This is a genomic window from Xenorhabdus santafensis, assembly GCF_033949405.1.
Lineage (GTDB): Bacteria > Pseudomonadota > Gammaproteobacteria > Enterobacterales > Enterobacteriaceae > Xenorhabdus > Xenorhabdus santafensis.
In genome coordinates this window covers 26,803-41,656 of the sequence record NZ_VCDN01000064.1, presented here as the reverse complement: position 1 = coordinate 41,656, position 14,854 = coordinate 26,803, and the positions used below count along the sequence as shown (strand labels likewise).

At 40.6% G+C, this 14,854-nt stretch carries 8 protein-coding genes and 2 pseudogenes; 4 read left to right on the top strand and 6 right to left on the bottom strand.

Annotation, left to right across the window (positions count from 1 at the left end):
- Nucleotides 1-223: 223 nt before the first annotated feature.
- From FE392_RS15420 to FE392_RS15410, 3 genes are read right to left on the bottom strand one after another with little or no spacing between them, the layout of a single operon-like run.
- Complete coding sequence (locus FE392_RS15420) at nucleotides 224-739, bottom strand: contact-dependent growth inhibition system immunity protein (RefSeq protein ID WP_319931102.1); 516 nt, start codon at nucleotides 737-739, stop codon at nucleotides 224-226.
- Nucleotides 736-6,927 carry a DUF637 domain-containing protein gene (locus tag FE392_RS15415; RefSeq protein ID WP_319931101.1) on the bottom strand — a complete coding sequence of 2,064 codons (6,192 nt, stop codon included), beginning with the start codon at nucleotides 6,925-6,927 and terminating at the stop codon, nucleotides 736-738. Before FE392_RS15415 ends, FE392_RS15420 begins: the two co-directional genes overlap by 4 nt.
- Before the next feature lie 29 nt (nucleotides 6,928-6,956).
- The gene (locus tag FE392_RS15410) at nucleotides 6,957-8,537 is read right to left on the bottom strand and encodes a ShlB/FhaC/HecB family hemolysin secretion/activation protein (RefSeq protein WP_319931100.1); all 1,581 of its coding nucleotides are present in this window, start codon (nucleotides 8,535-8,537) and stop codon (nucleotides 6,957-6,959) included.
- 758 nt (nucleotides 8,538-9,295) lie between these two features.
- Between FE392_RS15410 and FE392_RS15405 the strand changes: the two are divergent.
- Nucleotides 9,296-9,932: pseudogene (locus FE392_RS15405) on the top strand (winged helix-turn-helix domain-containing protein); the annotation flags it as partial.
- A gap of 307 nt (nucleotides 9,933-10,239) precedes the next feature.
- On the opposite strand, the pseudogene FE392_RS15400 reads toward FE392_RS15405, so the two are convergent.
- Nucleotides 10,240-10,952 (bottom strand): annotated as a pseudogene (locus FE392_RS15400) (IS1 family transposase).
- A gap of 130 nt (nucleotides 10,953-11,082) precedes the next feature.
- On the opposite strand from FE392_RS15400, the gene FE392_RS15395 reads away from it, so the two are divergent.
- Complete coding sequence (locus FE392_RS15395; RefSeq protein WP_319931099.1) at nucleotides 11,083-11,862, top strand: hypothetical protein; 780 nt, start codon at nucleotides 11,083-11,085, stop codon at nucleotides 11,860-11,862.
- Nucleotides 11,863-12,148: 286 nt separating this feature from the next.
- Nucleotides 12,149-13,075, top strand: coding sequence for a hypothetical protein (locus FE392_RS15390; protein WP_319931098.1), 927 nt, complete (start codon nucleotides 12,149-12,151; stop codon nucleotides 13,073-13,075).
- Between the two features lie 48 nt (nucleotides 13,076-13,123).
- On the opposite strand, the gene FE392_RS15385 is transcribed toward FE392_RS15390, so the two are convergent.
- Nucleotides 13,124-13,618 (bottom strand): GNAT family N-acetyltransferase, encoded by a 495-nt coding sequence (locus tag FE392_RS15385; RefSeq protein ID WP_319931097.1) that lies wholly within the window; start codon nucleotides 13,616-13,618, stop codon nucleotides 13,124-13,126.
- Entirely contained in the window at nucleotides 13,611-14,312 is a 702-nt protein-coding gene (locus FE392_RS15380; protein ID WP_319931096.1) for an ArsR/SmtB family transcription factor, read from the bottom strand. The genes FE392_RS15385 and FE392_RS15380 overlap by 8 nt, the downstream gene beginning before the upstream one ends.
- A gap of 74 nt (nucleotides 14,313-14,386) precedes the next feature.
- Here FE392_RS15380 and FE392_RS15375 point away from each other — a divergent pair, with 74 nt between their 5' ends.
- The gene (locus tag FE392_RS15375) at nucleotides 14,387-14,710 is read left to right on the top strand and encodes an antibiotic biosynthesis monooxygenase family protein (RefSeq protein ID WP_319931095.1); all 324 of its coding nucleotides are present in this window, start codon (nucleotides 14,387-14,389) and stop codon (nucleotides 14,708-14,710) included.
- Nucleotides 14,711-14,854 lie beyond the last annotated feature (144 nt).

The window sequence follows — 14,854 nt, the reverse complement described above, 5'->3', positions numbered from 1 at the left end:
CCCTGTTTTATTACCGTGGGAACACAATATTCTGCTTATTAAAAAGATAAAAGATCAAACTGAGCTATTTTGGTATGCAGAACAGGTGCAGGTTCTTGATGCTGCTTTTTATCTATATGCCTAATGATTTAATTCCCCCCAGCCATAAGGGTACAGCCAGACAGATTTTACAGCTAAATGTTAGCCCCCATTTCACTATCAAATGGGGGCTATGTGGCGAATCTTACGGCAGGTAAACAAAACTTTTACAGCGGGTAAAGGCTTCTTTTATTGCTTGGCCCAATTCTTCATCAGTAACATTATCTGGGAGGGTGATATTACAATCAGCTGACATACCTTTTCCTCCCCAGGTTTCAAGTTTCTCATGAGCCTCTGGCGTAATTGTTAGTTTACCGTCTAATTGTTTTACATGACACAGGTTCATTTTTTTGAATAATGCCCGTTTAGTTTTATATCCACCTTTTTCCATTGCTTCTGCAATCCAGTTTTTATAACGAGCTTCGATCATATCACGGTGAAAAAAATCAATATCTTTATATGGGTCAACTATACGGCTATGGGATAATGCCTGTCGAACTGCGTCACCTAATATTTTATCATTAGCATCTTTGGGTAAATAAAGTACTTCTGCCTCATGATCCACAACTAAAAAGTGATAGCCTGACCATGTTTTCACATAATAAAAATCCCCATTAAAATTAATGGATGCATTAAAACCTAAGCCAGTATCTTCAATCATGGGGCATCACCTCTTACAATAGTCACTTTGACATCAATGTTTTTATCTGCGGCGTAACTAATGGATTTATTAATTTCAGCCCATTGCGTGGGTGTGGTTTTCTCTGGTACGGCAAGATATAGAGTTTTCTGCTTGATCATATCATTATTTATTTTGAATTCACCTTTAGTCGTTTTTTCAAATTTGGCCATCTCATTAATATACCCATTTAGTTGGCTGCTTATCTGCTCCGGTTTTTGTAATCTAGAAGCCGTCGTTGTATTTAACGTTTTTACACTAATTGCCTGACGGTTAGGTGTAAAATAATCAAACGTTTCAGAACCATAAGGTAAACGCGCACTTTCTGGCAATTTTAATTCTTTCCCCACAAAATCCTCAAACGGGTAGCCTTGCTTGTAATTCCCTTCTGTCCATGACATTGACGTTTTGCTCCCGTCTTTCTCAATACGAACGACATCCCTGATACTGACCATTCCTTCCGTATTTTTCAGGCCTGAAAATTTGCTGCCGACTGTTCTGAATGTATTGGTCGCTGCTGACGCTCCCCCTTTGACCACGGCTACGTAGCCAATCATTTTCGTGATTAGTTTTCCTGTCTCCACTCCGTAATTATACGCACCAATCAGACCGGCTCTTTCATACTCTTGCTCAATGGTATCCAGCCGTTTGATGAAATCGGCTTTTTCTGCTTGATAAACAGTATTCATGATGCTGTCACTATTTATCAGTTTTTTTAACGCTTGCAGTGTTTCCTTATAATTGGCCGCAGCCCCCAAAATGGCCACGACCGTATCCGAAAGTTCCTCCGGCACGCCTGACACAACTCCCGCCAGTGCGGCACCATCCTGATTTGCACTGGTCAGACCCCATTTGATATGGATAAGTCCTCTCTTCATGGGGTTGGGTTCGGCTGCCAGTTCTTTGTCCCGCAGTTCCGTTTGATGATGAGCTAAATAATTATAGCGGAAAGTTGTCTCCGCTGCCGTGGCACCACTCTGTACGCCGCCCGCTTTTCCAGTGACTACAGCTCCGGCAAAACCTCCTAATACGCGGACAATTTGAGCTTGTGTTTCTGCTGCCTTGGCCCACTCTTCTGCTTTAAGCGTATTTTCACCCAGTGATATCGCGGCCAGCTCCGCCGCCAACGCACCAACAGCCGCCCCTTTCGCATCTCCACCTGTGATTTCAGCCACCATACCACTGAGTACGGCATGACTGACTGATTTGCCGGGATGTCCGAGAATTTCTCCTTTATCACCAATCAACCCGGCACCATAAGCGTGGATTTGGTTGCCTAGATTATTTAATAAATCGGCCCTCAGATTATCCGCAAAACTGCCGCCATTAATTGCGCTTCCCAGTGTCGAACTGACGACAGAATGCGCCGCGACACGTCGAGCTGCTTCTCCCCATCCATGATTTGATAATGGTAATGGGAGCTGCACTTCGACAGGATCAACGATCTTCGTGTTTTCGACTACTTTTCCCCATCCCATGACGTGGTCTACGCTACCTAATGCCCCACCGACCGCCATTCGCGTTACCAGTGATTTCACTGAATCACTTTTTGCCAGTGCTTTTAGTGTGCCACTCAGATTGCCTTTATTCTCAACCAAGGCAACAGCCGCTTGAGTCGTCAATCCTATCATACCCGCGTAAGCTGCCCCATACACCGCGCTTGCAGCTGCACCCGTGGCTCCGGTCGCCCCGACGGCACCTTTACCTGCCCACGCCGCAAGGCCTGAGCCGGAAGTGACCGCCGCCACGGCGATCGCAATCACCGCGCCCGCCACCGGATTTAACTGTTCGCTTTTCTTATCCCAGCTAGTGTATGCATCCTTCACTAAATTCCACTGAATATCATTACGATCTTTTAAGCCTTTCAACCATTCTGTGCCGGGTGTGTTCCCCAGTGTTGTCAATACCTCTTCCAGTGTTTGTCCTTCTTTCATTTTGGCATCGGCACTGATCCCTTTCGCAACATCCACTGTTAATGTACCGCCGACACGTACAGAGGGGATGGCCCAAACGGTTTCATCACTGCCTTTATCTTGGTGGGTAATAAAAAAACCTTTTGCTGTTGAAACGGTTTGTTCAAACGCGGTATTCGGCATGGCCTTAAAGCTGACGCGCCCTGTCTGGCTGGTGATTTTAGCGTTTTTGTTGGTTTCAATCCGGCTGGCTTCCAACGTCACATCATCTTTGGCCATCAAATTAATGTCACCCCCTGCGATAAACTCAGTGGGTTTATTTGTTGAACTTACTTTTCTGTGAGTTTCTGTTTTTGAACCAAAAACACGGCAGGATCTGATACCCAAGAAACTATTACATTTTTTCTTTGTTTCTTCCCATTGGTAATCCTCATTCATGGCTTGTGCGTAGAGAACCCCCCCTTTTGCTGCTATATCCATCATTCCTTTGGCTATTAACGAGGTTGCCTGAAATAAAATACTCCCTTGAGAGGTGATTTTTAATTCGCCACCGCTGTTAAGCTGACTCGGCCGTTGTCGAGTACGCGCACTGTTTTTCTCTTCATGATATTCCTGTACTGATTCAAAACGAATATTTCCTCCGGTAGTAATTGTCATATTATGACCGGAAGTTAGGTTTGCGCCTGATGTTGATAACTGTCCAGCGGCAGCTAACGTCAAGTTCCGGGCGGCGTTGAGGTGAATAGGTAGGTACTTATAGTTATAGTTTAGGTCTGCGTAGCCAAAAGCCGATAACGCCAGATGACGACCTGAATTAATGGAGATATCGCCAGCTTTCGCTGTTAACGAGGCACTTCTGGCCAGAATATCTCTTCCTGCATTGAGTTGCAGATTATCACCGGCAATCAGTTTTGTGGCACTAGATATAATACGCGCGCTGCTTTCGTCGAAGTGTATATTGGAGGCTCCATCATCCGCATTGTCATCCCGCATGAGAATATCACGGCCCGCGTTCAAGGTGATTTGTTGACCTGCAATCAAGTTGGTCTTTGTTGCATGGATATCATTTCCAGCCAATAAATTAATATTGCCTGAAGCGTCTAATAAGGTTGTCCCCTCGCCAGAATAAGGTATGTTTGGGAAAAAATTCAGATTGTTGCCCGCGATGAACGTAGCATTATGAAGAGGATATGATAATTTTTCGGTGACTTTCAGATCCTTTCCCGCAGTAACCGTCAAGTTTTTGGCTGAAACGCGTATGTAACGAGAATCTAACTGAATGCTCTTTCGGGGGAAATTTAATTCAACATTCTCTCCCTTCCAATAGTTATCTTGTCCCCAGTTATGGGTTGTTAAAGATAAATTTTTTGTTGCCTCTGCATGGAAAGTGTTAAGGTATTTACCTGCATTTAAAATAATATTCTTCGCTTGAAGACGTGACAGGAGAATATTATCATTGGCCACTAATTCTATGTTATTTTGAGCAAAAACAGGAACATCACTGTTAATGTCTTTTCCGGCCAATAACTTAATATTGCCTGTCACCGCCGAGAAAGGTTCAGGGGCTGAAGAATAAATTTTAATATTTTCGTCAGTGGCTAACGTAACATTATGAAGAGTGTTAGGTAATTTTTGGGGTATAAATATACTGTTCGCTGCAGAAATGGTCAGATTTTTAGCTGAGATTGAATGCTCCGAAGAGTTAAAATTGAAATTACTTAGAGGGAAATGGAATTCGACATTTTCGCCCTTCCAGTCACCTATTTTACCAAGCGAGGGTGCCTTAACTAATAAATCTTTTATGGCATAAGCTCGTCTAGTCTTAATTTGTCTATCTGCATTCAAGCTAATATTATTAGCTGTAAGTGCTCCAGTGTCGATAACACTTTTTGAAAGTATGTTAAGATTATTTTTGGCAAATATAGGAACCCCAGATAACATAACCCCAAATGACATACCCCCCATTGTTTTGGTTGAAATATCAATGTTATTACCTTTAATTTCCGGCCAATAATCTTGACCTGTTTTATAATAATTCCTGATTTCTGTCGCTGCTCTTAGTTTTAAGTTGTTATTCGCAGTAATATCTTTCCCTTTAAAACGAATCGCGTTATTTTTTGAATAAATATCAATGTTATTAGCTTTTAATGTTACATCATTGAGTTTGATATTACGCTTGGCTCTTAATTGTAAATTGTCATCGGCAATAATTGATTGACCTGACAAAATAACCTCTCCCTCTTTGGATGAAATATCAATATTATTAGCCTTTAATGTTACATCATCATAAATAATATTACCTCTTGCATTTAGTTGAAAGTTGTCACTTACTTCAATCGATTTACCTTCAAATCTTTTACCTTCATGTATTTTAAGTTCGCCTTCAGACGAAAAAAGTGTTATGTTTTTTCCTTTAAGTGTCGTTTTTGGATCTATTATCATTGAAAGGGTCGATGATAATCCCAAATTATTTTCGGCAGAAATCATGTTATTGGTTGCAAAAGTTATTATGCTACCCTCATGATTGAAAGTGTTATTGTCCAAAAACCGAATAGAGCCGTTACCAGTGATTAAATCGATGTTTTTACCTCTAACTGCTGATCTTTCAAATTCGATAAGCTCTTTCCCTGCCAACATGACATTATTTTTTCCTGATAGAACAGTATCATTCATTGTAATGTATTCATCTGATATAATTGACAAATCATTTTTTGCCATTATGTAAACATCATTATTTCTTGGGGGATTGGAATCATAATTGATTTTGATTTTTGGGGATTTTAATAGAATATTTTCTCCATGAATGCTTGAAGCTCCATTTTCTATGGTAAACGCGTCTCTAAAATCAGCCACTACATTTGAATTAGAGGCAAGTGTTCCCAATCCACTTGAATATTTATCAGAGGCAAGTGTTCCAAATCCACTTTCATATTTACTTCCTGTCAAAATGAGGTTTTTTTTCGCATATATATAACCTCTATTATTAAATAAATCATTTGCATTAATATAAGCATGTGCACCTGATTTCAAATCGGCTTTTTCGTTATTGAAGAGTCTTTTGGTGCGAATAAAAATATTTCCCTCATGAGTTTTCAAATTGCTTGACGTGTTGTCAATGTAATCGGCTGCCTTTCCTTGTGCATCTCTTTGTAGCCATAAATTATTTTTGGCGACAATATTTGCTGGTATTAAAAGATTTTTTCCGGTTTTATTGTTTCGATTTTCCAATCGATTAACAAACAAACGCATATCCTTGTCTGCATTCACGTTACCGGCGTTATACACTGCCCCTGCCGCAATCGTAATATCTTTTCCTGCCATTAACTTGTTTTTTTCTGATATTGACACGCTTTCGTTGGTGCTGATGTTAAGATCCGTTTTAGCCGTAATATCACCTTTTACTATAATTTTTCCATCCGTTGTCAGGGTAATATCATCCTGTTGAGCAGTAATATTAGGCAGATGCAAGTCCTGTTTGGTTAGTGTGCTTATTAGTCGAATTTTATTCGCATACATCCCGCCTAGCTCCGAGGCATCTACGGCTAATAGTGGATGGCTCTCTCCCTTTACCGGAGTAATCAGGCCTTTTTGAAAATCAACCTTGTTCGCTCCTAGTGTCAGTGCCAAATTTTTGGCCTGAATTTTGCCGTCCAATGTTGTGGCTAAGCTGATTATATCCACATAATCTTGCGCAGTTGCATCCAGTCCTTTTTTGCCAATAGAAATGGTGCCACCTTTTACTTCCAGTGCCTGTAATGCGCCATCCGGTGCAAACACGGGCTTTCCCGTCGATAAGGTGACAGATGGCGTATTGATAAAACTGCAACCATCACAGGTTATACCTCTTGGGCTGGCAATCAGAAGATTGGCTTTTTGCCCGGCAACTTCCAGTTGGCCTTCCAATTGTGCATAACCAGAGCTTGTTACCTCATTAATAATCAAATCGGCCGCTTTTCCTTTGAAGTTCGGATTTGCCCCAATTTGCCCTGCCAATACAGATTGCGCCTCATTAGTCGCATTATTCAATACGCTGCCTGCCGCACCGACATTAAAATCTTGATAGGTATTATGGGAGACGCCGGCATTATTTGGTGGGGCGATATTGACGATGGGAATATTGCCTTGTTGGATAACCTGAGTTTGATTATTGGCAGACTCAATTCCAGCGCCTATTGCTGGGTGTAATGGCAACACACCCATCACATAAATCAGCAGATAACTCAGGTACTTCATTCTGGGAAGATGTTGTTTAGCCATAATAGTAACCTTTTCTTATTAGGGTTAACTTAAAATTCAAATGAGAAAGCGGCGTAAAACGACCAAGTATCTGGTTTCAGAAAAGTTGGGTAGTACAAAGGTTTTCCGACCATGAATCGGGACGACATGGAATGTTGTGTCAAAGTGACACCCAACGCGGTGCCCAGTAAGTGAATATTTTCTGTATTGTAACGACGCTGCCCCGCCAGATAGCCATAATCCAGTGCGCCTGTCAGTGTCAGCAAACCAAATGGGCCATCTTTCAATTGATGGGTGATTTCCTGACGCCAGTAGCCCCCTTGGTTACCACTCAGGGACTGTGCTTTGTATCCGCGGACGGAGTACAGCCCTCCCAGCGATAATCGTTCAGGAGAAGGCAAATCATCTGGGCTGAGTTGGCTAAAAAAGGACGTAAAATAGGCAGTATTTGCTGTAAAAGGCCAGTAATAGCTGCTACTGAGGTTGAATTTACGGGACTTATTGCGAGTTACAACCGGTGGCGCAGTCACCACCGTGCCGTATTCAAATGAGGGGTTTAGTGTAAAATAGCCTTGTCCCAGCACTGTACTGTATTGGGGACTGAGAAAAACCGTTTTAACAGTTGGGCTGGAGACTGAAATTTTCTGATTGGCAATATCAACATTGACAGACTTATAACGGCCGCCGATCTGTAATCCCAGCTTTTGTTTACCATCACGATAAAGGATACGACTGATATCCAGCTGATGAGCCTGGTTTTCACTGTCATAGGGATATTTTTTATCATTGATCCTGAATGACTGCCGTGAGGTGTTGGAGTAATAGTGATAGCGGGTATTCCAATAACCATACGGTATGTTGACAGACGCTGTCAGATTACGGCTAAAGTGCGCTGACCGAAAATCAGTATCCTGTGTCCAAGATACTGACCATTGCTCCCCTAAGCCTAATGGTGTATCCAAAATCAGTTCGGCACTGGCTTGATATTCTCCGGTCTCTTTCTGACCACTGTTGTCCACACTGAATTGGATCTTACCCGGAAAATGACCTGGTTGTTGTCGAATGTGTACAAGGAAATAGCCTACCTGCGTGCCAGGTAGAATATCAATTGTATAACGGGAAGAATTGAGGCGATTAAGATGCTCTAAACCCTGTTCAATATCCCGTAAGTTTAAAATACGGCCTACTTTGTCGGGAAACAGCATTGTTGTCATACGCGGGGGGTTACCGTCAATTTCAATCGCTTCTATTTTTCCCTCAATTACTGTGATCAGGAGTTTACCCGTAGAGAGATCTTGTGCAGGTAATTGTGCTTGCGAAGTGATATTGCCCTGCGCAATATAAGTGTTGGTTGTTGAACGGACCAACTGCTTAATCTGAGATAATGTGAGACAGCGATGCAAATAAGGCTGAATCAGTATGCGTTGAACGGCATCAGATAATGACTCGGCCTGCTGAAATTCGATTTCATTAATTTTCACACACTTCGTGTCTGTATCTGGGACTGGGTCAGAAGATGGCGGAAATAATGACACCGTGTTTTGCAAATCTTCACGTTGTTGTCGAGCCTCATCGAGCAGTTCTTTTTGTTGCTGCCGCTGGCTATCCAGTGCCGCCGAAGAGGAATCCATATATTGTATTTGCTGGGGTATTGGCCCAGAAGGCGGTGGTTCTGCTTGTGCAGATAATATAATGAATCCGCCCCATCCAAAGCCAATCAGCCTCATTATTATTCTTTTTGACATATGCGCTGCCATTATTGAATGAATAACTTACAGGTTATTGGGGGAGTAACAGAAAATATGAGACAATCTATTGTGGCATCGACTGATTAATTTTCAACCAAATGAATGCATCGAAAATCACAAAGTGATATTTTTAGTTTATTTCTCCATTAAAAATGGATTCTAGAGATATTTTTTATAAAAAATAAAATAAAACGATTAGCCAAGAGAAATATTTATCTGGATATTTAATTATTGCTTTTAAACATAGATTTGTTTTCCATTGCAAATGATTAAATTGTATTTATTCTTTTTGTAAAATCATTCAATGCAGTGATTTTTTTGTGAATTTATTAAGTGTAATTTAGAGATTGTTTGATTTTTTATTTTGGCCAGGGTTAGATGGTGAGTATTTATTACGTGGGGCAGAATGTGATGTTTGTCATAAATAAATATGGATTCTTTTTATAATAAAAATGGATGAAGTTCTATTATATGAAAACCATTAAATTCCTCACCAAATTCAGGATTGAAGTTTGTAACTGGCATATTCGCAACAATGCTAAATAGCTGTTCCAAATAATAGATCACAGGTAGGGAACTCAATCCAAATTGAGCGATCTGATTAATCGCCAAACCAAAAAAATCACCCATCGGACTGAGTTATGTCAATCATAGCACCAATACCGCGCAATGAGCGCCGCTTAATGCAAAAAACTATCCAGAAAACCCGTGATAAAATCATGCCCGAAGATTGATGGCCATGTTGATGTTGCACCGTGGCGACAGCGTCAGTCATGTGGCAAGAAGCCTCGCATGTGGTCGTTCTTCTGTTGGCCATTTACCTTGATTTGTCTCTTATTACGTCAACTGATTTTGCATTCTCCTGAAGCATTCGGTTACCAACGTTCACGCTGGAGCAGTGAGCTTATCGCGAGACAAATTAACGAGATAACGGGATGCCAACTGCATGCATCAACAATACGTCGATGGTTGCCACAAGCAGGTATTGTTTGGCGGCGTGCAGTCCCTACATTGCGAATACGCGATCCGCAGAAAGAAGAGAAAATGAAAGTGATTAATGCGGCACTGAAAAATTGCAGTCCCGACCATCCCGTCTTTTATGAAGATGAAGTCGACATCCACTTGAACCCTAAAATGGGTGCAGACTGGCAATTACGCGGGCAACAAAAACGCATCACAACCCCGGGGAAAAATGAAAAGTATTATCTGGCAGGAGCCTTACACAGCGGCACCGGAAAAGTGAGCTATGTTGGCAGCAGTCAGTCGAAGTCAGGGATCTCACAGGATGCCATCTTTACCTGTCAGAGCCTGACCTGCCTGAAGTGCTTTCAGGGCTTTATCGAAATCGAAGGGTTGAGTCATTTGTCATTCCTTTTTGGTTCATCTTACTGGAATGACACAGAATTTCTAACACTCCCAAATGATACTTCATATATCTCTGAAACATGGATTCTACGAATAATTTCTATTTTATTACAATCAGTTAAAGCAATCACTAACCTTGTTACTTTACTAACTTCAACAGCATCCATTAAAAAAGATAGCAAAATATCTAATCTTTCTTTTCCATTAACAGGAAATCCGGTCATGACTCCAAAACGTTATAATGATGTTTTTCAATATATGCGCCAATTAACTTTTCGTGGACTTCAATCGAACGTGAAAAACAAATTGCTCTTCTTGTCAATCGTTTGATGTAAATGCGCAGATTGAGATTATGCCGCTCAAATACGTTGTGTAAAAATTTTTCCCACTAAATGTTTTTCAGGCTCAATTTCTCTGGTGTAACTCCCCCAATCATCCGTGGTGATGAAACGAATGCTAAAAGACATCAGTCAGTCGAGCAATTGGCGACAGGTCGCATCAGTTCGCGAACCGAATACATGTGCTATTACCTGTTTTCTCTTTGTATCAAACGCATACCAAAGCCAGTGGCGTTGCTTTTTGTTACCGACAAAAGACCCTTGTTCATCTAATTCACAGATAAGAGTCACATCTTCGTAGACGACTTGCCTCGTTGTTACTTGCTTTGGCGAGAGTTTTTAAAGTACGTATAACGGTGTTGATACCTACACCTAGAACACGACCGGTGTCTCTCACACCAGAACCATTCATCGCCATATCAACAATTTTCTCTTTCATGTCAGGCTGATGTCCATTATAACAATAGTTAAGTTGAAAGGTTTTCCGACAATTTTTGCAATAATAGCGAGGGAAACCGGCTTTACCTGTTCCGTGCTTACGTACTGGTTCCGTTTGACCGCAATATCGGCAAGCAACTTCTATCGTGACAGTCATATAGTGCTACACTGAAAAAGTGAAAGAGCATCAAATTAACGCTTTGGAGTCATAACCAAATCAAATAACAACAAACACCAAAAATAGCACCAAACAAAAGCACTTAATCATTCATAAAGAGGGTTCTAAAATGACACTTGAACAAATTTTGCATGATACTATGCAAGAGGCTCAATCGATATTTGAGGGTAAATCACATAATATAAGTTATTATGATATAAATATGTTACCTGAAGAGAAAAGAGAGTATTACACAGACGAAGGTATGGATTATCGAGTCAAGAAATTTACGAATCTAAGAGACGAATTATTAATAATAAGATGCTCAAGCGATAAAATATATAGCGATTTGATTTCAGAAAAAAATTCATTTTTAGTCGGAAACTGTCTTCTATTAACCATTTTTGCTTTACAACACTTGAAAAAAGTCTATAAGCAAAATCTTTGCCAGTTATTCTATCCTCCGGATACTGATCTATCTAAATTAACATGTTTGCTAAGTTTGCAACTCATTGTAACCGATAAGCCCTATAACCATGCATTTGCGCTTATCTGTCCTCCAAGTCATATCTTCCCGCAACACAAAATAAAAGGAAAATATGAGCCCAATGTATTTCCAGAAGGTTCTTGGGTCTGTGATCCTTGGGCTAATATTGTATGTTCTGCCCAAGACTATAATCATGCCTGGAAAGCTAGAATGGCAGAATGGAACACCAAAGGGAAAGTGGTTTTTATGGGACGCACTAAAACTGATTATGATAACAACTTCAATTATTCTCCATTAGGGCTATATACATATATGGCAATACAGAAAAGTAAAAAAACCATCGATGAAATTATTATCATATTTCCAAATGGAGAAACTAAAACAAAAACTAATTATTCATATCCAAAATGCAACTTACTTTGATTTTAAAAAATTATTCTATAGCACTTCTCTTTACCACAAAATAAATTATTAATTTATTAACTAATTTTATCAGCGAGTAGATTAATCTAAATAATTAAATAACATTATTTTGTTCTGATTAAGAAAAAACATTATTTAAATTTTTATTTCAGCACATATAATCAGGATAGTAAGGCCATTTAATGCCCGTTTCGAACCAAGTCACATTAATAGGATTTATTAACTATGTATAAAGTACTTTGCAAGGAGCGCACTAACTAATAATTAATATATTAAGGGGAAACTGATGACTCATACACCGCCTCACTCTCCCAAAATACAAAGGCAGTCATGGGAAGCTAATGATGCTCCACTTTTTATCGTGCTTGGGCAGTCCAATAGTTATGGTCACGATACACAGTTGCCACCGGATGAGAGGATCATCCAAGGTTTAAACAATGTTTTTACCTTATCTTTGCCAGAAGTCTATAGCATTAATTTTACTACGATTAATTGGGCTGGATTAACCAGTTTTGGCAATGCCAATATTGGTGCTCCTGTAGGCTTGCCTCGTGGTAATCAAGACCATCCCTACAATGCTGCCAATCGTTTCGCAAAATTCTGGCAAGATCACATTGATCAAGGTAATGCGCTGAATTTGCCGAATCTTTATGTGATTTTGATGGGCTATGGTGGGCAAGGTATGTATCTGGATAATCCACCGGATAATCGCTGGGCACCAGAGCGTGATCCCAACGATGTGGAATCTCTCTACCCTCGTGCAATAAGAACGCTACGCATGGCAATCAAATCATTACGTATGATGGGAAAAAAACCGCGGGTTTTAGCGGTACATTGGAACCAATGGGAGGCGGAAACAGAAAGTTTGGAAGCAGCCAAGGCGGCAGAGATGAATTTTACCCGTATTATCTCAGGAATTAATCAGGCGATTGGCTCTCACTCGGTTCCGTGGCGGTTGTATTATCCTCTTTCGGTGGCATTCGATCCCCTGAATACCAGCTATGTGAATGAAGCAATTAACGATGTTATCGCCGCAGATCCTCAACACCGCACTCTGATCGATGCGAGAAATTCAACCAATTACACGGGGATCCCTTCTGAATATGGTGTCTTTATTCCCGATGAAATGCATTACGATGGCAATACTCAAACCTGGTTTGCCCAACAGGAGTGGGAACTGGTTTTATCTGGTTACTGCGGCATTAAAGTATAAAATGCATGATATGGTGGGATGCCGCCATATCATTATATTCTTTGATTTTTAGCCATACACTTCGTCTTTCAAACTGCCTCTTGGTTGGCTGCGATGCCAATTCATTGTGATATCCATTTCTCCGGTATGCTCATCCAATCCCATTTCACTCTCAATGAAGCCATTTTGTAGGTAAAAATTTCTGGCTTGAACATTTTTTACATAAACTTGGAGCGACAAGTTATTGTGGGATGCAAAAGCATAATCAAGTAAACGGGAACCGATCTTTTTTCTTTGGTAATCAGGAGAGACGAAAATAGCCGCTATCATATCTTCTACTAAGCTAATAAAGCCGACCATTTTATTATCGACAATTGCTATCATGGTTTCTGCTTGGGGAAGATAAACGTCTTTCATTTCTTGTTTGCATGATTCCCAATATGTTCTGGGGATAAAGTCATGGCATCTAACTGACGCTGAAAACCAAATATCAACCACGGTATCTATATCATTCTCCAATTCAATGGGGCGCAACATGACACTATTCAAAAACTTATCACTCACTTAATTTCTCCTTTTCATTTATCTTAAAACGCTGTTCAAGTACCCGCTTTCCTGATTCAGTTAATACTAATTCTCGGCTGTCCAACTGCCTGATAGCCCATTTTTTCTTTAAAAAAGTATCAAGTAAAGCAGCCCCTAAAACACCACCAAGGTGGAAATGCCGTTCACTCCAATCAAGGCAGGCACAAGCGAACTTTCTCCGTGTGATAGGTTTTTCTGTATCATTTACACCGAGAGAAAGCAAAAAATCCTTGCCGTCTGGCGTTAATTCATAATGCGCTGTTACCCAATTGTTTACCAACAAGCTATCGTGAATTTTAACCGCAATTTCTCCTGCCATATGATCATAACAAGTTCGGAATAAGCGCAATGATTTTGGTGTTGAAATTCGGGCAATATCTGTTTGCCCGTCATTGGCAAAACGCATCATATTTTCCAGCAATTCTGCAACTTCTGATCTGTGTATCTTAAAATAACGATGCCGCCCCTGTTTAATGCAGATGATTAGCTCTTCTTCAACCAGACGATTCAGATGGGCACTGGTTGTTGATGGCGTGACATCAGCGGCTGCACTCAATTCTGTCGCGGTATAAGCCCGCCCATCCATCATCAGAAATAACATACGGGCACGGGTGCGATCAGCCAACAATGCAGCAATTGTTGCCACTTTTTCTTCAAGGCCAAATTCATACATACTTTGATAACCAACGAAGTGATTATGATTTCAGCAAGATAACTTATGGTTTCTTACCCTGCAAGGAGACAATGATGCTCGCTGTCATATTTGAAGTTGAAATCGCAGAAAACCAAAGTGCGCAGTATTTTGATACTGCGGCTGCAATCAGGCCATTGTTAGACAATATTCCCGGGTTTATTTCCGTCGAACGCTTTCAAAGCCTCAATAAAAACAATAAATATCTTTCACTCTCCTACTGGCGTGATGAAGAATCGATACGGCAATGGAGAAATACTGTCCAACACCAGGAAGCACAAGTATTAGGGCGCAATGGCGTATTTGCAGATTATCGGCTACGGGTCGTAGCCATTATTCGGGATTATGGGATGAATAATAGAGAGGAAGTGCCGACGTGAAGGCGGTAGGTATATAAAGAAATGAATAAAATCAACCTCCCGTAATATAGGAGGTTAACAGTTATAGTTTTAATCTTGGAAAATAATAAAAGTTATTACCTCCAATAACCTTATTTTAAAAATAAGCCATTACTATTAAATAGT